This is a genomic window from Citrobacter sp. Cf136, assembly GCF_030333815.1.
Taxonomy (GTDB): domain Bacteria; phylum Pseudomonadota; class Gammaproteobacteria; order Enterobacterales; family Enterobacteriaceae; genus Citrobacter; species Citrobacter freundii.
In genome coordinates, this window is the sequence record NZ_JAOWFE010000032.1 from 617,415 (window position 1) to 638,900 (window position 21,486).

32 protein-coding genes and 2 pseudogenes are annotated in these 21,486 nt (G+C 47.6%); 26 read left to right on the forward strand and 8 right to left on the reverse strand.

The features are described from left to right. Positions 1-10 precede the first annotated feature (10 nt). Together OGV98_RS07280 and OGV98_RS07285 are read right to left on the reverse strand one after the other, a co-directional pair. Entirely contained in the window at positions 11-667 is a 657-nt protein-coding gene (locus OGV98_RS07280; RefSeq protein ID WP_003841657.1) for a carbon-nitrogen hydrolase family protein, read from the reverse strand. A 106-nt stretch (positions 668-773) separates the two neighbouring features. After that, positions 774-1,004, reverse strand: a complete 231-nt coding sequence (locus tag OGV98_RS07285) for a DNA polymerase III subunit theta (protein ID WP_003034925.1) — start codon at positions 1,002-1,004, stop codon at positions 774-776. A gap of 143 nt (positions 1,005-1,147) precedes the next feature. Between OGV98_RS07285 and yobA the strand changes: the two genes are divergently transcribed. From yobA to OGV98_RS07300, 3 genes are read left to right on the forward strand one after another with little or no spacing between them, the layout of a single operon-like run. Beyond that, a complete protein-coding gene (gene yobA / locus OGV98_RS07290; protein ID WP_003034928.1) occupies positions 1,148-1,522 on the forward strand; it encodes a CopC domain-containing protein YobA in 375 nt (124 codons plus the stop codon). Between the two features lie 3 nt (positions 1,523-1,525). Then, the gene (gene copD / locus OGV98_RS07295) at positions 1,526-2,398 is read left to right on the forward strand and encodes a copper homeostasis membrane protein CopD (RefSeq protein WP_049002332.1); all 873 of its coding nucleotides are present in this window, start codon (positions 1,526-1,528) and stop codon (positions 2,396-2,398) included. Positions 2,399-2,418: 20 nt separating this feature from the next. Further along, positions 2,419-2,757: a YebY family protein gene (locus OGV98_RS07300; protein ID WP_003034934.1), complete on the forward strand. Its 339-nt coding sequence runs from the start codon at positions 2,419-2,421 to the stop codon at positions 2,755-2,757. Between the two features lie 336 nt (positions 2,758-3,093). On the opposite strand, the gene OGV98_RS07305 is transcribed toward OGV98_RS07300, so the two are convergent. Next, complete coding sequence (locus OGV98_RS07305; protein WP_286551150.1) at positions 3,094-3,996, reverse strand: tyrosine-type recombinase/integrase; 903 nt, start codon at positions 3,994-3,996, stop codon at positions 3,094-3,096. Here OGV98_RS07305 and OGV98_RS07310 point away from each other — a divergent pair. The 8 genes from OGV98_RS07310 to OGV98_RS07345 all read left to right on the forward strand — a co-directional run bounded on the left by OGV98_RS07310 (position 3,980) and on the right by OGV98_RS07345 (position 7,550). Further along, positions 3,980-4,345, forward strand: a complete 366-nt coding sequence (locus tag OGV98_RS07310; RefSeq protein ID WP_123977203.1) for a hypothetical protein — start codon at positions 3,980-3,982, stop codon at positions 4,343-4,345. The genes OGV98_RS07305 and OGV98_RS07310 overlap by 17 nt on opposite strands. Positions 4,346-4,620: 275 nt before the next feature. Next, positions 4,621-4,854: a DinI-like family protein gene (locus OGV98_RS07315; protein ID WP_003841935.1), complete on the forward strand. Its 234-nt coding sequence runs from the start codon at positions 4,621-4,623 to the stop codon at positions 4,852-4,854. A gap of 110 nt (positions 4,855-4,964) precedes the next feature. Further along, complete coding sequence (locus tag OGV98_RS07320) at positions 4,965-5,213, forward strand: hypothetical protein (protein ID WP_071524344.1); 249 nt, start codon at positions 4,965-4,967, stop codon at positions 5,211-5,213. 34 nt (positions 5,214-5,247) lie between these two features. After that, positions 5,248-5,847, forward strand: coding sequence for a DUF1367 family protein (locus OGV98_RS07325; RefSeq protein WP_003841938.1), 600 nt, complete (start codon positions 5,248-5,250; stop codon positions 5,845-5,847). Next, complete coding sequence (locus tag OGV98_RS07330) at positions 5,847-6,053, forward strand: hypothetical protein (protein WP_003841940.1); 207 nt, start codon at positions 5,847-5,849, stop codon at positions 6,051-6,053. The genes OGV98_RS07325 and OGV98_RS07330 overlap by 1 nt, the downstream gene beginning before the upstream one ends. 2 nt (positions 6,054-6,055) lie before the next feature. Then, entirely contained in the window at positions 6,056-6,415 is a 360-nt protein-coding gene (locus OGV98_RS07335; protein WP_057101939.1) for a RusA family crossover junction endodeoxyribonuclease, read from the forward strand. Further along, positions 6,412-7,104 (forward strand): DUF968 domain-containing protein, encoded by a 693-nt coding sequence (locus tag OGV98_RS07340; RefSeq protein WP_057101938.1) that lies wholly within the window; start codon positions 6,412-6,414, stop codon positions 7,102-7,104. The genes OGV98_RS07335 and OGV98_RS07340 overlap by 4 nt, the downstream gene beginning before the upstream one ends. Before the next feature lie 14 nt (positions 7,105-7,118). Beyond that, complete coding sequence (locus OGV98_RS07345; protein ID WP_042270662.1) at positions 7,119-7,550, forward strand: antiterminator Q family protein; 432 nt, start codon at positions 7,119-7,121, stop codon at positions 7,548-7,550. Positions 7,551-7,684: 134 nt separating this feature from the next. Here OGV98_RS07345 and OGV98_RS23605 read toward each other — a convergent pair whose 3' ends face one another. Beyond that, positions 7,685-7,774, reverse strand: a complete 90-nt coding sequence (locus OGV98_RS23605; protein ID WP_420022586.1) for a hypothetical protein — start codon at positions 7,772-7,774, stop codon at positions 7,685-7,687. A 62-nt stretch (positions 7,775-7,836) separates the two neighbouring features. Then, on the reverse strand, positions 7,837-8,049 hold the full coding sequence (cspF, locus tag OGV98_RS07350) for a cold shock-like protein CspF (protein ID WP_003841946.1): 213 nt from the start codon (positions 8,047-8,049) through the stop codon (positions 7,837-7,839). A gap of 296 nt (positions 8,050-8,345) precedes the next feature. Here cspF and cspE point away from each other — a divergent pair, with 296 nt between their 5' ends. Then, a complete protein-coding gene (gene cspE, locus OGV98_RS07355) occupies positions 8,346-8,561 on the forward strand; it encodes a transcription antiterminator/RNA stability regulator CspE (RefSeq protein WP_003841948.1) in 216 nt (71 codons plus the stop codon). Positions 8,562-8,968: 407 nt separating this feature from the next. Here cspE and OGV98_RS07360 read toward each other — a convergent pair whose 3' ends face one another. Continuing rightward, positions 8,969-9,139, reverse strand: coding sequence for a YnfU family zinc-binding protein (locus tag OGV98_RS07360; RefSeq protein ID WP_162835200.1), 171 nt, complete (start codon positions 9,137-9,139; stop codon positions 8,969-8,971). A gap of 852 nt (positions 9,140-9,991) precedes the next feature. Here OGV98_RS07360 and OGV98_RS07365 point away from each other — a divergent pair. From OGV98_RS07365 to OGV98_RS07405, 9 genes are all read left to right on the forward strand, one after another. Continuing rightward, entirely contained in the window at positions 9,992-10,180 is a 189-nt protein-coding gene (locus tag OGV98_RS07365; protein WP_003841950.1) for a hypothetical protein, read from the forward strand. A 153-nt stretch (positions 10,181-10,333) separates the two neighbouring features. Beyond that, positions 10,334-10,612, forward strand: coding sequence for a phage holin (locus OGV98_RS07370; RefSeq protein ID WP_003841952.1), 279 nt, complete (start codon positions 10,334-10,336; stop codon positions 10,610-10,612). Further along, positions 10,584-11,132, forward strand: coding sequence for a lysozyme (locus tag OGV98_RS07375; protein ID WP_032941335.1), 549 nt, complete (start codon positions 10,584-10,586; stop codon positions 11,130-11,132). Before OGV98_RS07370 ends, OGV98_RS07375 begins: the two co-directional genes overlap by 29 nt. After that, the gene (locus tag OGV98_RS07380) at positions 11,129-11,656 is read left to right on the forward strand and encodes a DUF2514 domain-containing protein (RefSeq protein WP_003841956.1); all 528 of its coding nucleotides are present in this window, start codon (positions 11,129-11,131) and stop codon (positions 11,654-11,656) included. Before OGV98_RS07375 ends, OGV98_RS07380 begins: the two co-directional genes overlap by 4 nt. 374 nt (positions 11,657-12,030) lie before the next feature. Continuing rightward, complete coding sequence (cspG, locus tag OGV98_RS07385; protein WP_003841958.1) at positions 12,031-12,243, forward strand: cold shock protein CspG; 213 nt, start codon at positions 12,031-12,033, stop codon at positions 12,241-12,243. A 10-nt stretch (positions 12,244-12,253) separates the two neighbouring features. Continuing rightward, positions 12,254-12,442, forward strand: a complete 189-nt coding sequence (gene ymcF / locus OGV98_RS07390) for a cold shock small protein YmcF (protein WP_072144007.1) — start codon at positions 12,254-12,256, stop codon at positions 12,440-12,442. A gap of 73 nt (positions 12,443-12,515) precedes the next feature. Next, positions 12,516-12,746 carry a hypothetical protein gene (locus OGV98_RS07395; RefSeq protein ID WP_032941334.1) on the forward strand — a complete coding sequence of 77 codons (231 nt, stop codon included), beginning with the start codon at positions 12,516-12,518 and terminating at the stop codon, positions 12,744-12,746. A 206-nt stretch (positions 12,747-12,952) separates the two neighbouring features. Then, a complete protein-coding gene (locus OGV98_RS07400; protein WP_003841960.1) occupies positions 12,953-13,126 on the forward strand; it encodes a GnsA/GnsB family addiction module toxin in 174 nt (57 codons plus the stop codon). A 269-nt stretch (positions 13,127-13,395) separates the two neighbouring features. Continuing rightward, complete coding sequence (locus OGV98_RS07405; RefSeq protein ID WP_003841963.1) at positions 13,396-13,758, forward strand: HNH endonuclease; 363 nt, start codon at positions 13,396-13,398, stop codon at positions 13,756-13,758. 135 nt (positions 13,759-13,893) lie between these two features. Here the strand turns inward: OGV98_RS07405 and OGV98_RS07410 are convergent, their stop codons facing one another. Then, on the reverse strand, positions 13,894-14,409 hold the full coding sequence (locus tag OGV98_RS07410; protein WP_003841965.1) for a hypothetical protein: 516 nt from the start codon (positions 14,407-14,409) through the stop codon (positions 13,894-13,896). Between the two features lie 226 nt (positions 14,410-14,635). Here OGV98_RS07410 and OGV98_RS07415 point away from each other — a divergent pair, with 226 nt between their 5' ends. From OGV98_RS07415 to OGV98_RS07435, 5 genes and pseudogenes are all read left to right on the forward strand, one after another. Next, positions 14,636-15,070: a P27 family phage terminase small subunit gene (locus tag OGV98_RS07415; RefSeq protein WP_032941333.1), complete on the forward strand. Its 435-nt coding sequence runs from the start codon at positions 14,636-14,638 to the stop codon at positions 15,068-15,070. A 36-nt stretch (positions 15,071-15,106) separates the two neighbouring features. Next, positions 15,107-15,589: pseudogene (locus OGV98_RS07420) on the forward strand (terminase large subunit domain-containing protein); the annotation flags it as partial. Between the two features lie 99 nt (positions 15,590-15,688). After that, positions 15,689-17,689: pseudogene (locus OGV98_RS07425) on the forward strand (phage tail tip domain-containing protein); the annotation flags it as partial. A 41-nt stretch (positions 17,690-17,730) separates the two neighbouring features. Continuing rightward, complete coding sequence (locus OGV98_RS07430) at positions 17,731-20,388, forward strand: prophage tail fiber N-terminal domain-containing protein (protein ID WP_138828606.1); 2,658 nt, start codon at positions 17,731-17,733, stop codon at positions 20,386-20,388. Further along, the gene (locus OGV98_RS07435; protein ID WP_057101934.1) at positions 20,388-20,972 is read left to right on the forward strand and encodes a tail fiber assembly protein; all 585 of its coding nucleotides are present in this window, start codon (positions 20,388-20,390) and stop codon (positions 20,970-20,972) included. Before OGV98_RS07430 ends, OGV98_RS07435 begins: the two co-directional genes overlap by 1 nt. A gap of 1 nt (position 20,973) precedes the next feature. On the opposite strand, the gene OGV98_RS07440 is transcribed toward OGV98_RS07435, so the two are convergent. Next, the gene (locus OGV98_RS07440) at positions 20,974-21,483 is read right to left on the reverse strand and encodes a sugar O-acetyltransferase (RefSeq protein ID WP_081031315.1); all 510 of its coding nucleotides are present in this window, start codon (positions 21,481-21,483) and stop codon (positions 20,974-20,976) included. Between the last annotated feature and the right edge of the window lie 3 nt (positions 21,484-21,486).

Genomic DNA, 21,486 nt, shown 5'->3' on the forward strand with positions numbered 1-21,486 from the left:
CCCAAAACGACTAGCGTAATGGAATGATATCACCTTGCCAACCCCGTGGCGTGCGTTGACCGGTTAACAGCAAAGAACCGCTGTCTGCGCGAACAATCAATCGGCCTCGCTCATCCCATAACGCGCTGCTGCCACGCGCATTGGCCATTAATACAGCTATGGCAAACTTATGCGAGAAACTCTGTAGACGAGATGTGGAGGAGAGCAATTCGGGTTCGCTAATGGACTGACTGCTCGTGAACAGGGAGTAAGCCGGGTCGATATCGATTCCTTCCGGTTGGCTATCCACTACGCTAATGGCATTTTGCTGTCTGGCGATACAGGCTCCGTGACTTTGATGAAACGTTAAGGGCGAGGTCATCCAGGGAGAAAAGAGCGCGATGCCTTTTACGAACCGGTTGTTATGTTCCACCGGTAGTCCCGCAATGATTGTCATACGATAAGTCACGGCGGCATGGGCGAGAGGTTCTAACAGCGCTTCATCGGGTGGGGCAGGAAGCGCGTCATGTTCATCAACACAACCTAACAAGGAGAGGGAAGGAAAGACCAGCAATTCACATTGGCATTGGGCGGCTGCCTGAATGAATTGCAGGTGATGTGCGACATGCTCGGTAACTGAGGTGTGAAGAGGTTCGTACTGCGCTGCTGCGATTTTCCAGTGTGACATAATGATTTCCTTTCCATAGTGTCTACAATCATCCTGAAAGTATAGATTAAGAATATACTTATACTGTAGCAGCCATCATGTAAGGAATCGTAACGTAGTATAAGTTTTATTTAACTTTAGGCTCGTAAGGTAAACGTGAAAGGGAAACGGATGCCAGTCGGTGCGCGATGAGTCTTTCGCGAAACCAGTCGCGTAAATGTTCGGGCTGTTCACGCTCAACAACTTCGGCAACAACCGGCATGTTGTATCGCTCCTTAAACGCTACACCCGCAGCGGCCAGGTCAACATTGACCTTATCCATTTCCGCTTGCTCAAGTTTGGCCAGATTGATGTTCATGGGCTTCTCCTTTTCTCTGTCTTTCGGCGCGCAAAGTTACTAAGAGTGTGCATTAATGGCAAGACCGAAATGATGATTCTCGACTCGATCATTGTAGAAGGTTATTCTCTATAGATTAGACATAACAAAAAGGAATAGTTGAAATGGCTTCATCTGCATCTATGCTTCGCAGCGCTCTCATCGTACTCGCCAGCGTGCTGGCAACGCCCGCCGCCCTGGCGCATGCCCACCTCACAAAACAAAGCCCGGCGGCTAATGCCGAGGTTGCGGCATCTCCTCAGGCGTTGACGCTGAATTTTTCTGAAGGCGTAGAGCCGGGATTCAGCGGCGCAAAGCTAACAGGTCCAAACAAAGAACAGATCAAAACGGGTAAGGCGTCACGCAGTGAGCAGGACAAAACACAGCTGATTGTTCCGCTTGATCAAACACTTGAAGCTGGAAAATATACGGTCGACTGGCACGTTGTTTCCGTGGATGGTCACAAGACGAAGGGGCAATATACCTTTAGCGTGAAATAACCGATGCTGGCATTTACCTGGGTTGCATTACGGTTTATCCATTTTACCACGTTGATGCTGGTGTTTGGCTGTGCGCTTTACGGCGCATGGCTTGCTCCCGTTTCGGTTCGTCGTTTAATGATGCGTCGTTTTTTGCGTCTGCAACGGCATGCCGCAACGTGGAGCTTTATCAGCGCGACGCTGATGTTGGCGATCCAGGGTGGGTTAATGGGCTCAGGCTGGCGGGATGTTATCTCTACAGATGTATGGGGCGCGGTGTTGCAAACGCAGTTTGGCGGCGTCTGGTTATGGCAGATTATCCTCGCGCTGGTCACTCTGGTGGTGGTTATTATCGTACCGCGTAGCATGCCGCGACGGCTGTTAATGCTGACGATTGCGCAGTTTATTTTGCTGGCTGGCGTCGGGCATGCGACGCTGCATAGTGGTATTACTGGGGCAATCCAGCAGGTTAACCATGCCTTGCATCTGATATGCGCCGCCGCCTGGTTCGGTGGCCTGCTACCCGTACTTTACTGTATGCGAATGGCGCAAGGTCGCTGGCGGGAACCTGCCATTTGTACCATGATGCGCTTCTCACGCTATGGGCATCTTTTTGTTATCGGTGTTTTACTTACCGGTATTATGAATGCGCTGTTTATTGTCGGTTTTTCTGTTCCCTGGCACATGGCTTACGGGCGACTACTTTTGTTAAAAGGTGCTCTGGTCATGCTAATGGTGGCGATTGCGCTGGTGAATCGGTATGTTCTGGTACCACGCATGCGGCAGGATAACCGCGGCATGACTCTCTATTTTATTTGGATGACCAAGCTGGAATGGGGTATAGGAGCCGTTGTGCTGGCAATTGTCAGCCTGTTCGCAACCCTTGAACCTTTCTGATTGATGGACTGGCGAAACGCATGAAAAAAATCATTATCTCTTTATTACTCCTGGCAAGCTCCGGAGCCGCGCTGGCTGCGCCGCAGGTCATTACCGTCAGCCGTTTTGAGGTTGGCAAAGATAAGTGGGCGTTTAATCGGGAAGAGGTGATGCTGACCTGCCGCCCGGGTAACGCGCTGTATGTCATCAATCCCAGTACGCTGGTGCAATACCCGTTGAATGATGTTGCCAGACAGCAGATGGAGAGCGGAAAAACCACGGCAAAGCCGATCGAGATTATCCAGATTGATGATCCGGCGAAACCGGGCGAAAAAATGAGCCTGGCACCGTTTGTGGAGCGTGCAGAAAAACTCTGCTAATTGTCAGATGTAGCGCTCTGATTTCCAATAAAAAACCGCAAGGATCTCACACGAGAACTTGCGGTTTTTGCGTTTGGATGCGTAACAAACGTCCTTTTTTTCCGGCCACTTTAGTCGCGGACTGGAAAACCTGGCGCTGTCATCTATTCTTAAATGGCAGGGTAACTTAGCCTGCATTAATGCCAACTTTTAGCGCACGGCTCTCTCCCAAGAGCCATTTCCCTGGACCGAATACAGGAATCGTATTCGGTCTCTTTTTATGTATTTGTTTTTCATGGTTTTTTTCGGTGTCCTCACGAAATTCCACGAAAATTACTCGAAATTTCCATATCCTGTCTAAACCATAACATATTCTGCACCACGTGCGTCCAGGTATTTTTTGGTCATTGTCAAATTTTTATGCCCGAGTAAACGTTGCGAGAATTCCTCCCCGCGTTCTTTTTCATACAGTCTGCCGGCCAGACTTCTGATCTCATGGTAAGTAGGAGGGTTCGGCCCAAATTTTATCGTCGTCGCATCCCTTACATTCGAAAATGCCTGGGTCAATCCATCAGGGGTCAGTGGCCCCGGCTTTCTGCCACCGCGTCTGACTGGCGAGAAAAGCATAAAATCTGATGGATTATTGATTCGGCATCGCTCAATCACCTCTCCCAATTCCAGGCCAGCAACTTCCAATCTTAAATCGAGTGGAATCGACAGCTTGTGGCCCGTCTTCTCCTGCGTAACAAATAGCCTGCCATCTTTTATATCGCTAAACCGAAACAGAGAAATGTCCTCGCGGCGCTGTCCTGTAACCAAAGCAAGATCGCAAGCGTTAGGCAACCATTCAGAGTGTGAAGCAGCTGCCGCGCGGATAACAATAAAATGCTCGAGCAGTAAACGTTCACGCTTCACTTTGGGTGTCGGCGTTCTTGTCGGCTCTGCCGGGTTCCTTTCAATATGCCCCTCGACAATCGCTTCCCTGAAAATATCCAATAATACCGAACGTAGTCCTGAGGCCATGCTCTTCTTATCACAGATTATGTAACTCTCAAGGAAAGTAGATATGTCCTTCGTGCTGACCGCCGATAGCGGCATACGTCCGAATTCATCGCTGATAGTGGCGATCTGGTTGCGCCTGACCTTCATCGTGTTTGGCTTCAATTCTCTTCGTTCAAGAATTACTTCGTAGCGCTCGAGCCACGCTTTCACCGTAAAGGTTGGTGTTTCCTTTGAAGGGTTCATGCCGATTAACGACATCGCCGTACTGATTTTTTCTTTTTTAGCCTTAAGCGTATATGTTTTTTGCGCTGCTAATATCGTTGTTCAGTTAAAAATCCATGACCTGAAGCGTCTGCTGCAGGATGACTACGAGAAAGCCCGCCGGAATCTCGTTAAAGAGTGGGAAGGGGCTGGTGGAAAAATGACCAATGAAATATCCACCCTGAAAATCGAAATGAAATCCCTCAGGAACCAGTTGGCAAAACTAAATAAGCCCGCAGAAAAAGACCTCAGTAGTGTTGATGTACTGGGGAAGAAAAGACAGCAAGAAGATGTGTCTCAGGTAAGCTTTGTAGATTCGCTCGCTAAAAATGACAAGCTGCATTGATTTAACCTACGAAGTTGAGTAAGAGAGCAAGACGGAAGCGATCCCCGCCACTCTTTTAGTTTGGTATCCTCAACGCACCCGCACTTCTAACCCGCTTCGGCGGGTTTTTTCTTGCCTACACAGTTTTTCCTCTCCGATTTAGTAAATTCCGAATGCTCGGAAAAACTTAGTGTATACAAAGATATGGCTTTGGCAAAAAGTGCTATTAACCACTTGAATATGAGGTTTAATAGGTTTACTGTATAAATGTACAGTATATTGATGTAGAGGGAATTATGAAGATAGAACTTACCATCAACAAATCAAAAGACCTGCCGCGCCGCGCCATACCTGCACTTGAGAAAGAGTTGCTTAAACGACTTCAGAATCAATATGAAAATTGTTCTCTGGTTATCCGCAGGGCTGGCGGCGATAGCCTGACTGTTTTCGGTGGCGATAAGGGCGATAAAACGAAGGTGGAGGAAATCCTGCAGGAAACATGGGAAAGCGCCGACGACTGGTTTTACTGAACTTGGGTTAGCCGGCGCGCAGATAACAGAATACCGAAAATGTGTATCCCTTTGATGCTGTTGCCGACAACTTTTAACCGCGTCTGTGTCGATTGAAGGGAGAATAAAAAGTGAGTAATTCAGCATTGCAGGCATCAGATGATCATTGGTACGACCTTGTCAGACGTTCTGATGGTTGTGTTATGTTTAGCTTTCCTTCATCTGGCAGGCATCTGATATATCGCGTTAATGGAATGGTATCAATGCGACCTTTGCTCGATGATGAAGAAGTCTTTACTCCCAATGGTTTTGTGCAATTTATCCGCCGTCTCGGCTACCGGGTAACTCCGCCTTCTGATAATATGAAATCAACGGTCTGAACAACCGTAACCTACTGCGCCACGGAGAGAAACCATGGCGCACGAACTACAACTCATCAAGCAATCTTCAGGAATCCTGATCCCGGCCACTCCCGAGACCAGCGATATTCTGCAATCAAAAATCAAACTCGGTGCCGTACTGGTAGCCGAATTTCGTCAGGTGAGGAATCCCGCTTTCCATCGCCGTTTCTTTGCGCTCCTGAATCTCGGGTTTGAATACTGGGAACCTACTGGCGGGGCGATCTCCTCCAATGAACGAAAATTGGTGACCGGGTACGCTAAATATCTCGCGGCATTTGGTGGAAACGAAGGTGCGCTTCTTGATGCAGCTGAGCAATACCTCGATCGAATCGCTGACAGGCGTGCAGGAAGTATCAGCGCCTGCAAATCTTTTGATGCATACCGAGCCTGGGTAATTGTCGAGGCTGGCCACTACGACGCCATTCAACTGCCTGACGGAACCCTTCGTAAACACCCCCGCAGCATTGCTTTCGCCAACATGGAAGAGACTGAATTCCAGCAGTTGTACAAAGCCGCGCTCGATGTTCTGTGGCGCTGGGTATTGTCCCGGGCATTCAAGACTCAGCGTGAAGCGGAAAACGCCGCAGCGCAGCTCATGAGTTTTGCGGGGTGATGGCGATGAAATATTCCTGGTTCCACCATCACGAATGCACAACCGAGCAAGCCGACGAGCTGGAAGCCCGCTATCGCGCAAAGCAGATTAAGACCGAGCGCAGTCTGGATAATGACTTCATTCACTGGACGATTAGTGCGTTCTTGCCAGAAACATCTAAGCCTCCGCGTCAGGACAGAACCTGGCAACAACGGATCTGGAGGTGAATGTGAAAGTCTACGATATCACCCCAATGGGCAAGCCCAGAATGACGCGCGCTGACAAATGGAAAAAACGCCCCGAGGTTCTGCGTTACCGGGCTTTCTGTGATGAAGTTCGTCTGCAGGGTGTTGAGCTGCCGGAAAGCGGTTCGCATGTCACCTTCATTCTTCCGATGCCTGCGAGCTGGAACAAAAAGAAACGGGCTGAGTTAAACGGTAAACCACACCAGGCTAAACCTGATTTCGACAACATGATGAAAGCGCTGATGGATGCCCTTTACGAAGATGACGCTCACATCTGGGATTCACGCGTCACAAAATTATGGGGAGAAAAGGGACAAATAGTTATCGGGGAGATAGCAGAATGAGGGCGCTGCTGAAGCCGGTGGTTGCGCGTGAGCTTGGAGTTGTGCTGCTCAAGCCGGGCAGCGAGCTCATGTCATTATTCAGTTGTGAGTGTGTACTGGTGGAAAGCCAGCCGGCAGTCATGGAACGGTTGCCTGCTGGCCGTGTTCCTGACGTTCGCCAGCCGCTTGCCAGTGACGGGTCCCTGAGGCCGTTCTTCCTGGATGAAAAGGTTATAAAGGCTGCTGGTGGTTTGAGTGGTCTTGATTACTGGCTTCTGTGTTATGGCGGTAATTGCTGCCAGTGGCCACACAGCGATTACCATTATCACGAGTTAACCACTATGCGTCATGAACCCGGATCGGTTCTCCTGTGTGGACATTGTGATGACCATTTGCGTGACCACTACAGCGAACAACCTGCAGAGCTGGCGAGAGGTAATCGCTGGACGGCTCCCAGATATCTGGCATGGATTAAAACTCAACCCTGCGAAAGCTATAGGCGACCGGCAGATGATCCGCATCACCTGATTGGCCATGGACAGGGGGGGATGGGAACAAAGGCGCACGACTTGTTTGTTATACCACTGTGCAGAGAACATCACGATGAGTTGCATGCTGATTCTGTGGCATTTGAAGCGAAATATGGTGACCAGTTGTTGCTTATTTTTCGGGTTATAGATCGTGCGCTGGCAATCGGCGTACTGGCATGAATAGGGGAGATAACATGCGAGATATTCAGATGACTTTAAAACGATGGGGCGGTTGGGTGGCAAGCGATAGTTCAGGAGTGAACTATTCTCCAGTAGCAGCAGGATTCAAGGGGCTGTTGCCCCAGGCATGCAAAACCAGATTGTCTTGCAGTGATAACGATGGGTTAATTATTAATGGCGCTATGGCCAGGCTTAAGAAACATGATCCTCTTTTATGTGTGATGCTTGAATGGTATTACATCCATTGTATTCCCGTTCGTGTTATGGGGACAAAGTTGGGAATTTCCCATACGCAAGTATTAAAGCGACTGCAGGCTGCTGAGGGGTTTATTGAAGGCTGCCTGGCGATGGTGGATGTAACTCTGGAGATGGATATAGAATGCACGAAAAAAAATACAGACACATATAAAGCAAAAAAGGTTGTGGAATTCCAAAAAGCTATTTAGTCTGTTAACTATTGTTATTTCGCTCCGCAACTTGTTGCAACATCAGCTTGATTTTGCAGTATTTTCCAGATGATACCATGATTCCTGGCCCCTGTTTTCAAGCCGAGGCCAGCAGGACGCGGCAACCTAACAGGTTAGATGAAAAGGAGTATAGTCACTATCAGCGTGCAGCATGAGCTCTTAAGACCTGTTAGCCAGTCGTTTAGATAGATTTTCGGATACATATGAAACTCTCCCTGTTTTTAAATTCTCTTTTATGATTCCAGAAGTCAGGGTGAGCTACAAGTCATGAGAGATACACGTTCGCTGCAGATGGGCCTCGTAGACCATTTATTCGACAAAACTCAACGCGCAATCCGGGAAGGAGTACTTCTGAGTCACGGAGATTTAGAGCTGAAATGTGAAGCTGAACATCTATGCGACCATCGGAGGGGGTGATTAGACCTTTACCGCTTTTGCAGTCAAAGGCTGTGACAATTCCTGTCATTTTACGAGACAAAAAAATTCCTTAAAGCTAATAACGAGGTGCACTATACACATGCCTGTAGATAATGCCAGAAATACTTTTCGGCCATCGTGAGATCTGGACGGCTAAAATAAACATTGATTATTACATACGCCCATGCGTTAATGATTGCGTCGGTTTGAAGAACAGACAAAATACAAAGTAGTTTACTAAAGCAGTTCTCATTTCAGGTGTTGTATATTTATCCCTTCTTTGAGTCTCTCCACTAAGCGCTAAGTAGTTTCTGTAATAAAACCATGTTCGCCGGAAGGCCAAATTAAGGAATAAAAATGTCAAATAAAATGACTGGTTTAGTAAAATGGTTTAATGCTGATAAGGGATTCGGTTTTATCTCTCCTGCTGATGGTAGTAAAGATGTGTTTGTACATTTCTCTGCTATCCAGAGCGATAATTTCCGCACCTTGTTCGAAGGTCAAAAAGTCTCATTCTCCATTGAGAATGGTGCCAAAGGTCCGGTTGCTGGCAACGTAGCTATCACAGAGTAAAATCCTTTTTTGTCTGTATGCAATATCGATGACGGCTAAAGCCTGAGTAGACATACTGACAGAAGTAATGGATGTATTGTTGGATCAGTAGAGTTAAAATGTTACTGATCCGGCATTAAAGGCAACGGTGAGCATATTTCATCTCAATCTTGAATGAGAAAGTATACTGACCATTGTCGTTAAGTGTTGGTTCACTGCACGAAAAGTCTAACGTTCAGAGACTGACTGCTTGCTTTACACGATAAAGTACGCAAGGGGATGGTTTTCCCAGATATCACAATAATTACTATTCATTTAATATGAAAATACTAAACCCGCAGCCAGCGGGTTTTTTATTATCTGTAGCTTAATTAATCTTAAAATACAGATGAAGTGATTCTGTGCGAGAAACAGTATCTCAAACAGATTCAGGCTGCTTCTTTTTGATTCGTCTGGAATACTTTATTGCAATGAGGACAGATTAAAAGGGAACCTTTTTGTACTCTTGAAAAACTGTGTTCAGATTGCTGGGTACAGTTTGGGCAGGTGCATTTGACAAGATAGTTACGGCGTGATTTAGAGTCTTTACGTTCTGACATAGGCTTTTCCTTGATGGATGGACTTCAACTTTACCTTAATTTGCCCAGAAAATCTTATTTTTATGAAAAGATGTGGGCTGATAAAAAATATCGGTGACTGAATTGATATAGCCATTAGTAAGATAACGAGTATAGATTGATTGTGATGAGGCACCGAGAAGACAGTGTTTGCGGGAATAGCACTAAGAAAACAGTTTCGCAAAGAACCTGCTGATGAGAACTCTCCTCTCAGGAACAATGTTGTTTTTGAACTGGTTATTTGAACGGATTTTTTACTCTCCCCTCCTGTTCGTCCCAGCCGACTTTGTTTTGCATGAAAGGTAAGCAGGTCGGATTTTGTGCAAACGACATAAATTTATGTTCAAAAAGAGAACCAGATAACAACCCCTGCCAAGGTGATCGCTATAGCGGTGAGGCAAACGTTTTTAAATCTCTCTCTTTTAACTGCCTTCACGAACGGGTTTACGGTTTGGCAATGTGGGCACATCAGGGCATGTAAGGTGATCAGTTTCCCGCAAAAGGGGCAGGGTTTAGTAATCATTGGTACAAAGTAAATTAAAGGAATATATCCAGATTTTACCACACTTATCGAGTTGTTTTAATAAACACTCTGATATTTCAGACATATTCACTAGTTGCAGACTTACGGGAAACATCCGCTACGTGCTTTGTAGATAAATCCAGCCCGTGAAGCCTGAGCCTTTCATCACACACAGCGCCATCCGAAGAAATCGGAGGTAGGGCTATGACCAGAATGAGCACCACGGACAGCAAACATTGAGTTGTGGCTTCTGGCAACGCTGCATTATCTGTTCCGCTCTATACTATCTGCTGAGTATCGCGGAGGAATGTATGAAAGAAGGGTATTACTGGATTCAGCATGTCGGTGTTGTACAGGTAGCGTACTACACGAATGACACTGTTGATGATCTGGAATCGGGTAAAACAATCACAGGTGTCTGGCATCTGACAAGGGGTGATGACATTTGCCATAACGGTGAAGCAGAGGTGTTAGAAGGTCCTCTCTCTCCGCCAATGTAAACAACTTAACTCACTTCGAGGCTGCCAACTGGCAGCCTTTTTCATTTCAGGCTCACGGGTATCACTCACTACGTGCTTTGTTGATAAATCCAGCCCGTGAAGCCTGACCCTTTAATTACACACAACGCCATCCGAAAAATCGGAGGTAGGGCTATGACCAGAATGAGCACCATTTACAGCAGACTTTCATATGGAACAGGAACCACGCTGACCGGCTGCGGTGTATCAGCGAAGGCATATGCCGAAACAGCTAAAACAGCAAAAGAGGTGTCCTGGATGTTGGCCGACAGAATTGCAGGGTTAAGCCTGAGCGACTGGGCAATTATTGTCGGTATTGCATGCACTGTTATCACCTGTGCAGTGAACTGGTATTACAGGAAAAAGGAAAGGGAGGATCGGCTTAATGGCAATGCCACCAAAGCTGAAGAATAAACTGAGCGCAGCGGTCGTTGGTCTGATTCTTGCGGGGGCTTCCGCACCCGTGATTCTCGATCAGTTTCTGGATGAGAAAGAGGGTAACAGCCTGACGGCATATCGCGACGGCGGCGGAGTGTGGACCATTTGCCGTGGCGCCACGATGGTTGACGGTAAGCCAGTAGTTCAGAGCATGAAACTGTCTGCTGAGAAATGCGCCCAGGTGAACGCCATAGAACGCGACAAGGCGCTGGCGTGGGTAGAGAAAAATATCCAAGTCCCGCTGAGTGAACCTCAGAAAGCGGGTATCGCTTCTTTCTGCCCTTATAACATCGGTCCCGGAAAATGCTTCCCTTCCACTTTCTACAAACGGATCAATGCTGGCGACCGAAAAGGAGCCTGTGAAGCGATCCGCTGGTGGATTAAAGACGGCGGACGCGATTGTCGCCTGACAAAAGGTCAGAAAAATGGCTGTTACGGTCAGGTAGAGCGACGGGATCAAGAAAGTGCGCTGACGTGCTGGGGGATAGACCAGTGAATAAAATATTTGCTGTGTTGCTGCTGGTGGCCGGTGCGTTTCTTGCCGGAAGCGTCTGGAGCGACCGTGGCTGGCAGAAGAAATGGGCGGAACGCGACAGCGCTGAATCCTCTCAGGAAGCTAATGTCCAAATTGTCGCCCGCATTATTGAACAGGGGCGAATTATTGCCCGTGATGAGGCCGTTAAAGATGCACAAGCACAAGCCGCTAAAGCAGCTGCTACTGCTGCTAGTCTGTCTGTTACTGTTAGCCAGTTGCGCAACGAAGCAACCAAACTTGCCATCCACCTGGACGCCGCAAAGCACACCGCAAATATTGCCGCTTCCGCCAGAAGCAAAACAGCCGGAGCCGACGCCACAATGCTTGCCGACATGCTCGGAAGTATTGCAGCAGAAGCTAAATATTATGCTGAGATTGCTGACGACCGCTTCAATGCCGGATTGACTTGTGAAAGCATTTATGGGGCCATAAGGAATACTAATAGTGGACCGCATAGAAATATGCTGAATAAAGCGAAAAATTAAGAGGTTAGTACTTTTTATAGGTACTACATTTGAATTGTCCAATGAATGAAATACGACTCATCCGTGAGTCAAAAATCCCTGACAACTTAGGGTGATAGATAAAGGTCTTAAGCAGCATGGCATAATTTTCAATTTTAGCCATTTAAAATAATTTTTATGTTCAAAATCATGGGTGATTTACTTACAAAACTAAACCTTGCTATGTTTGGTTAATCATGCGTTAATGAATCTCTGGTTTGTTACGAATTTATCTGAAGCAGTCACTGTAATAATTTTATTTCTTGTTCCTGTTGAGATTTCCTTGTTAGCTTTTCTCTCTGATAATTTTTTTCGGACCATTCTGCCCAAGGGCTCACTCAATTAAGGTAATTATTATGTCTAATAAAATGACTGGTTTAGTTAAATGGTTCAATCCTGAAAAAGGTTTTGGGTTTATCACCCCTAAAGATGGCAGTAAAGATGTGTTTGTACACTTCTCTGCTATCCAGAGCAATGATTTCAAGACACTGAATGAGAATCAGGAAGTAGAATTTAGTGTTGAACAGGGACCTAAAGGCCCCTCAGCAGTTAATGTCGTGGCTGTATAAGGGTACTGTTATTACTAACAATATTCACTTCAGATGCCCGTGTTGTCACGGATCTCAGTACAGAACGTCAAGCTTTGATGTTACTGAAAAAAATCCTTTCGGAGCAAAATGTATTTTTTGCAAATCAACAATGATAACATTTGATAATGTTGCACTATACATTCGTTCTAGTCAGACTTCGTTAGATTTTAGAAAATAAATTTCAGGCTCCTTATGGAGCCTTTTTTGTATGCTTAACCGTTCATTTATGTAAGAACCATCACGGTATAATTATGAAAAAAGTAATTGTTTTTTTTAACTCCGAACCAGCAGTAGTTGTATCCGTAATGAAGGGTATTACAACGATAATGCGTGAGTTTCCTAATGGGGAAAAAGCTCATCTACCCGTGATGTCTGCGGGATTTCCATCTCTGACAGGAGACCATAAAATAGTTTATGTAGCCTCCGATCGTGATGTCAGTTCCGAAGAGATTCTCGAAGCAGCATCGAAGCTTTTGAAATGATATCTGATGGTTTCGTTATCGACCCAGATTTCAGTTCAGCGGTTTGTGTGGTTTGTGAGCTATTATTGTATGAGGATTGTACTGCAACCTCTTGATTATTGGGTCTTTCCATTCTACCTTTTAAGCATGTCAGCGCTTTTAAAAGTGCTCCATGGGGAATGTAACATGCCTGGCGTGGATATGTTAGAGATCAAGAGAGGTAAACAATGAACGTTGAAGATTTAAAAAGAAAAACTGAAGCGGATATTTCTGAATTCATTACGAAAAAAATTATTGAACTCAAAAAAAAGACAGGAAAAGAAGTTTCCGACATCCAGTTTACTGCCCGTGAAAAAATGACTGGGCTTGAAAGCTATGATATTAAAATTACATTAATTTAATAGTTATAAGACTCAATTTGAGTGAAAAAGCATTACCTTTCAAGGTAATGCTTTTTTATTTCTGTCATAAAATTAAGAACGTTGTCAAAGCCTTCGCTTCTATGCATAGATTTTCTGCCTTCCTTTTAACGGGGCCTTCTGGCGAGCTCGGCTGTAACGGGCGACAATCGCAGAGGCTCTTTCTATTTATGAAAAAATTCAGCTAACGACCGTTTCCGTTTTCTTTCCTCATACTAAAAAATTTGTATCTAATAAACAGGATTATACCGATGCCAGCACGCGCTAAACGCCCATGCCGACACAAAGGGTGTGCGGCAATCACCAATGATGTCAGCGGATATTGTGACCAACACCGACAGCAGCATGCTGGTGACGGCTGGCGGAGTTATCAGGCAGGAAAGAGCAGACAAGAACGTGGTTATGGGCGGTCCTGGGAAATCATACGGGAGCGTATCCTACAGCGTGATCAATTCCTGTGTCAGAACCATCGCCGGCAGAAGATAGCGAAGAAAGCGACCAGCGTTGACCACATAATCCCAAAAGCTCATGGCGGTACTGATGACGATTCCAATCTTGAGTCGTTGTGTTGGGAATGCCACAGAGCGAAGACAGCAAGAGAACGTATTCGATGATAATATTCACTGCTGTAATGCATAAGAACAGTTTCTACATTCATGCAGATACCCGGAAGGAATTTTGGGTGTTTTTAAGTAAAACACTGGGATGGGGCAAATTTGAGTTAATTCGCCCCTCTGACGAGTTTAGCCCTACTGGAGGGTTGTTTGAATTAGTCGAAGTGCGTTCGGCAGATTCAGAACCCCCTGAGTCAGTAACTGTAGGGTCAAATGTTTTATGGCGTCTCCCGGAAGCTCTCGGAGTTTTGAAATCAATCCCTTCTTCTGATCTTCAGATATATTTGCGACACGGATTATATCCTCAAGGGCAACAATCGTGTCATTGTGTAACCGAACGGTTTGAACCTTAAGGATCGCACTTAAGCCGCCATCATCAAGAAGAAAATCAATTCCTTTCTCTGTAATGTTGCAGTATGGGGCGTTGAAAATAAAATCAACGCCAGCCATGGTTTCGCTGCGTACGAAGGGTGTAGAAACAAGACTATGCATTTCAAGATATAGCATGCACGCCACAAAGTGATCATAGTTATCAAACTTCTCAATGAGGTCTCGCTCCTGTGCCTTGTTTAAAGAGTTGGGAGCACAATCTATAAGAGCGTTGAGGATCTCAAGTTGTAAGGCTCTATCATATTTTCTAGTTTTATCCATTTCTTAGACTCCATCGTTTATTTATTGAGATTAACTGAAGACACTATGCTGAACATCCTGATGAATGACCAGTATCTGCTTTTGCATGCTTTCTTGCTGTCATCTTCAAGGGGGAGGGGGGATCAAATCCCTGACCCCTTTCGCGCTTCAGGACTGCCGCTCCCGGTAGATTTTTGCGCGTGAGAAATAAGAAATTTTTTTTGAGCATATTTAGAGGTGTTTCGACATGGGTTCGGGAGTGAGAGCACCAGGTGGCGGTCGTAAGTCGAATAACACAGGAACGCAGGTTAGTTCTCTTACAAGAGCCGTTTCCCCGCCTGATGAGCTTCTTGGTGAAATGGCTGTTGATGCCTGGCGACGGACGTGCAAAATCCTGATCAACAGGGGTACGTTCGAGATGGAAGATTGTTATTTACTGATGGAATACTGCAATACAGTGCAGCTTCTGTACGACGCGAATCAGGAAATTAAAAGCGATGGTCTTGGCGACGACACTGCTGCAGGTGGACAAAAACTGGGTGCGGCGGTAAAGGCCAGGAGCAAATATATCAGCGAACTTATTCGTCTCAGTGTTGTGTTGAAACTGGACCCCAACAGCCGCATCAGGAAAAAGCAGCCAGGAGATAACACCAACCCAGGAAACGAATTCGACGAATTTTAATTGGGTCTTTAGTCCCTTTTTTTATGGGTGGAGTATATGGCGGCATACCCGAGCGTCAATCTGGCGAACGCTTATGCACGCGATGTACTAAGCGGGAAAATCCTCGCATGTCGATATATCAAACTGGCATGTCAGCGCCATTTTGATGACCTGAAAAAATCACTGGATAAGAACTACCCCTATCAATTCAACAGAGACTTAGCTGAACGTGCATGCAGATTCGTTCAGTTGTTACCCCATTCTAGCGGGGATTTAGCTGGGCAAAAATTGATACTGGAACCGTGGCAAAGTTTTATTTTCTGTTCAATTTTTGGCTGGGTGACGAAAAAGGATAAAAAGCGGCGATTTCGCGAAGCATATATCAGGGTAGCTAGGAAAAATGGGAAATCCTTTTTTGCGGCCGGGATTGGCACTTACATGTTTTGCGCTGATGGTGAAAACAGTGCGGAAGTCTATTGTGGTGCGACGACAATGGCGCAGGCCAAGAAGGTTTTCACTCCAGCCAGGCAAATGGCGGACCGATTATCTTCTCTCCGGGCTAAATTTGATATCTCAGTATGGGTGGACAGCCTGACCCGTCCTGATGGTTCCGTATTCGCACCAATGGCAGGGAAACCTGAGGGGCTGCGACATGTACCCGGCGATATCATCGAGGTCTGCGACAGTGATTATGCCGGCGTGACCGTGGGCGGACGCGTCCTGTCGGTCGACAGCCTGTCCCGGACGCTTACGCTGGACCGTCAGGTGGAGATACCCGCAGGCGGCAATGTGGTGCTGAACCTGGTGGGCAGCGATGGCCAGCCTGTTACCGTCTCGATCACCGCGCACCCCGTCCCGGACCGTGTGACCGTCAGCCAGTTGCCCGAGGGGGTGGCGGCGTACAGCGTGTGGGGGCTGAAACTGCCGACCCTGCGCCAGCGCCTGTTTCGCTGCGTGGCTATACGGGAGAACGATGACGGGACGTATGCCATCACCGCCGTGCAGCATGTTCCGGAGAAAGAGAGCATCGTGGACAACGGGGCGAAGTTTGATCCGTTGCCCGGAACCAGCATCACGAACACACCGCCCGCCGTGCAGCATCTCACCACGGAGATTCTGGCAGAGGACGGGCAGTATCAGGCGCGGGCGCGCTGGGATACGCCGCGCGTGGTGAAAGGCGTTAACTTCTCTCTGCGTCTGACGGTGAAAGCGGAAGATAACAGCGACCGCCTGACCAGCAGCCTGACCCTGAGCGAAACGGAGCACACCTTCCGCAACCTGACGCCGGGGCGTTACACCCTGACGGTCCGGGCAGTGAACAGCCAGGGCCAGCAGGGCGACCCCGCCAGCACGGATTTCAGCATCGCCGCGCCGGCTGTACCGTCTTATGTTGAGCTGACCCCCGGCTATTTCCAGATAACCGCCACCCCGCGCCAGGCGGTATACGACCCTACGGTGCAGTATGAGTTCTGGTTTACGGATACGCAGATTGCCGATATCCGCCAGGTGGAAACCGATGCGCGTTATCTCGGCACGGCGCTGTACTGGATTGCGGCCAGCAGCGGTATCAAACCCGGCAAGGATTATTACTTCTATATCCGGGCTGTGAACCAGGTCGGGAAATCGGCGTTCGTGGAGGCTAAAGGCCAGGCCAGCAATGATGCGGCGGGCTACCTGGATTTCTTCAAAGGGGAAATCACCGAAAGCCACCTGGGGAAAGAACTGCTGGAGAAGGTGGAGCTGACGGAAGACAACGCCAGCCGGCTGGATGAGTTTTCGAAAGAATGGCAGGACGCGAACGGCAAATGGAATGCCATGTGGGGCGTGAAGATAGAACAGACCGAAGACGGGAAGCACTATGTGGCTGGTCTGGGCCTGAGTATGGAAGACACGGAAGAGGGAAAGGTGAGCCAGTTTCTGGTAGCCGCTGACCGTATCGCGTTTATCAATCCGGCGAATGGCAATGAAACTCCCGCCTTCGTGATGCAGGGTGATCAGATATTTATGAACGAGGTATTCCTCAAATATCTGACAGCGCCGAGCATCACCAGCGGCGGAAACCCGCCGACCTTTACGCTGACGCCTGACGGCAGGCTGACTGCCCGTAATGCGGATATCAGCGGACATATCAGCGCGAACTCTGGCGCTCTCAACAATGTGACGATTGAGGAAAACTGTACCATCAAGGGGACGCTCCGGGCCGAGCGTATTCTTGGGGACATTGTTAAGGCTGCGGGCAGGGAGTTTCCTTACTTCGTAATATCCAATACCGGTGAAAAACGATACGCCAACGGTACGCTGACGGTCGTGATTGACGATGATCAGTCTTTTGACCGACAGGTTTCCATTCCAGCGATTACCTTTCAGGGCGCAGCGTATGACAGCCAGACCAGTAACGACGTATGGGATGCCTGTACGCTGATTGTCAGGAAAAACGGGGTGGAGATATACAACCAGACAAGCATAGGTGTACCGGCCGTTTTTTCGCGAACACTGGATATGCCTGCCGGGAGCGGAAGGATGACGCTGAGTTTCAGCGTCAGTACTCGCGGCAACGGCAGCGGCTGGCCATATTCCAGAATCAGTGACCTGCTGGTTATTGTGACGAAAAAGTCATCAGCCGGGATAACAATAAGCTAATAACAGAAACCGCCTCCGGGCGGTTTTTTTATGGAGGTACTATGCCGGTACTTATATCAGGCATTCTCAGAGATGGTGCGGGAAAACCCGTACAGGACTGCACCATTCAGCTGAGTGCCAGGAAAACCAGCCCGACCGTTGTGGTTGAGGTGACCTCATCCTCTGTTACGGATGCGAATGGCCATTACAGCATTGAGGCTGAACCGGGTTATTACAGTGTGTCACTGCTGCGGGAAGGTTTTCCTCCCTCCGTGGCCGGTGATATTTACGTGGTCCCGACCGATGCGCCGGATACCCTGAATGCGTTTCTCGATGCACCAAAGGATGCGGACCTGCGTCCGGAGGTGATGAAACGTTTTGAGGAAATGGTCAACCGCACGGCAGCGCTGTGCCAGGAGGCAGAGAAGGATCGGGAGCGTGCGGAAAACGCAGCACAGTCAGCGGAACAAAGTAAGGATTCAGCGGCATTGTCTGCAACGGCAGCGGCAGAGTCACAGCGCCAGGCGGCACTCTCTGCAGATGCTGCTGATGTGTCTGCCCGGTCTGCTGCAGATAATGCCCGACAGACAGCGCAGGATGTTCTGGCCAGTGCTGCGGATGCGGACAGTGCGGCAAAGTCAGCACAGATGGCGACGGAACAAGCCGGAGTGGCAAAAACCGCCGCTGAGACGGCACAGAAAGTGCAGGAGGAAGCGGGAGTTTCGGCGCAGTCTGCTGCGGGAAGTGCCGGAAGTGCAGCTGCGTCAGCACAAACTGCGGGTGAGCATGCCGGCAATGCAGCCACATCTGAAACCTCAGCACGTGAAAGCGCTCTCACGGCCACGCAGGCTGCAGAGCAGGGTAATTATAGTGCTGCAGCTGCGGCCCTGAGTGAACAGCATGCCAGGGAATCCAGCGACAAGGCCGCTAAATCAGAGACTGCGGCATCAGCCAGTGCAGAATCGGCATCTTCCAGTGATGCATCAGCCCGACAGTCAGCTGAAACGGCTGAGAACCAGAAAAATGCAGCCGCTGAGAGTGCCACCCGTGCGCAACAGGCCAGAGATGAGACGCTTACTTCCCGGAACGAGGCAGTAAAAGCTGCTGAAACAGCGGCGACAGACGCTGCAGAGAAAGCTGCCAGCAAGATTTCGGCGCAACTGAAAGCTGCTGTAGCCGATGATACTCAGCGCGCAGAAGCCGCGATGGCTGGCGCTGAAAGTGCAGCAGCAGCCTCACAGGGATACCGTGATGAAGCGCGGGATATTGCTGAAGGTCTGAAGCTGGGAGACGCCAGCACAACGCAGAAAGGGCTTGTGCAGTTAAGCAGCAATGACGACAGCGACAGTGAAGCCCTTGCAGCGACACCGAAAGCCGTTAAAAAAGTCAAAGACCTGACGAACCTAAAAGCCCCGCTGGACAGTCCTGAACTGGTGGGAACGCCAACCACCCCCACGCCGCCATTAAGTGTCAGCAACAAACAGATTGCGAATACCGAATACGTTCAGGCTGCGGTCGCTGCGTTAGTTGGCTCATCACCTGAAGCCCTGGACACCCTTGCTGAGTTAGCTGATGCATTAGGAAATGATCCTAACTTTGCAACCACGATGCTCAATGCGTTAGCGGGTAAACAGCCGCTAAATGAAATACTGACGTCGCTGTCCGGGCTGTCTACATCCGGAAGTAAATTGCCTTTTTTTAGCAGTAAAAATACGTTGATGTTGACGGACCTGACGACGACAGGACGGGCTTTGATTGCTAAAAGCTCAATAAATGAAATTCTCACATATCTTGGTTTAGTAGAAACGATAAAACTGGCAGCCGGAGCGCTGCCAGTAGCAGGAGGTAATTTACAGGGACAAATTTCCTTTTCATTATTGCAATCCAGAAATGACGCTAACCACTTAATATACAGCAATGATGATAGCGGAATACTGGCTTGCGGATATGGTTATTATCGTGGCAGATTTGATATTCATTTTTATGATGAAAAAGGTATGTGGATATCAAATCCAGCATCTATTTTGCCAAATGGGAATTGTAACTTTGGAAATGTTTTCGATAATGGGAAGAGAGTTTATTCACCAAATAATCCTTCTCCTGACTCTTACCCTGTAGGTGCACCAATTCCCTGGCCTTCAGACACACCACCTGCTAACCATGCGATTATGCAGGGACAGCCGTTTGATAAGTCTGCTTACCCATTACTTGCTGTAGCTTATCCATCAGGCGTTATCCCTGATATGAGAGGGCAGACGATAAAGGGTAAGCCGGATGGTCGCACAGTATTGTCGCAAGAACTTGACGGTATTAAGTCACACGACCACGGTGCCACGGTCGCAAGCACCGACCTAGGGAATAGGGACACAACAGGATTTGATTACGGAAATAAAGAAACAACAGGCTTTGATTACGGAACAAAAACAACTGATGTCCAGGGTGCTCACGCGCACAATTATACATTCATGGCATGGCAAGCAGGTTGGGGATATCCAGCCGGTAATCAAAATATGGGTGCTGTCACGCAAACCACATCCACCAATGGTGCTCATGCACACAACGTTTATATAGGTGCGCATAGCCATATTGTTGGCATTGGGGCACATGCCCACTCTGTATATATTGGCGCGCACAGCCACGGTGTGACAGTTTCGCCGTCAGGTCATGCTGAAAACACCGTAAAAAATACCGCATTTAACTATATTGTGAGACTTGCATAATGACTTTTAAAATGACTAACACCAATCGCACTATTACTATTTATAACCTGTCATCTTCTACTAATGAATTTATTGGTAAAGGTGATGGATATATCCCGGCGAACACTGGTTTGCCTGCATACAGTACTGATATAGCACCACCTTCAGCACCCGATGGATTTGTTGCTGTATTTAACTCTGAGTCCGGCAAGTGGTCTCTTGTTGAAGACCATCGAGGGGAAAGCGTTTATGACACCCGAACTGGTCAGTTGGTTAATGTTGAGACATTGGGAGCATTACCTGATAACACCGTTTCTTCAGCTCCTGATGGCGAGTATGTTAAATGGGATGGTAAGTCATGGGTACATGATGAAGATGCAAAAAGAGCAGCTCAGGTGTTACAGGCAGCTCAACAAAAGGATGAACTTCTTAGATTAGCCACATCTAAAATATCACCGCTTCAGGATGCTGTTGACCTTGATATTGCAACAGAAAGTGAAGCGGCTCTTTTGATTAAATGGAAAAAATATCGTGTATTGATTAATCGTATCCAGGCAGAATCTGCACCAGATATTAACTGGCCGCCCATGCCTGACATTATATAAATTATTCTAATGTTTTTTTGAATACAGCTGGTGCTCCGGCATAAAGTGAATTAGGTGGAATATCACAATTAACAACACTGTTTGCTGCTACTATGCTACCCGCACCAATAGTTACGCCTGGTAAAATAACTGCTCCTGCACCGATCCAAACATTATTTTCGATGTGTATGGAATGCATTAGTAACCCGTCGCATCTTTCTTTGGGGGAAATTGGGTGAGCAACAGTTGTGAGCGTAACACGTGGCCCAATGAAGGTACTTTCACCGATCACTACCTGCGCATGATCTAAAATTACGCATCCTGAGTTTATGTAAGAGTTGTTTCCTATCTTAACATTACCTTTTTCAAAGAAAAACGGTGGTCTAATAGTGAAACTTCCATTCGTTTCTACACCAGCTTTAATGAGTATTGTGTTTTTCTTTTTTCTACTTGCTTGAGATGAATTGAAGAAAATAGATGCGGATACTGGAGAAACTTTTTTTTTCAGACTTAAGAACCAATAAGTAAACATAGT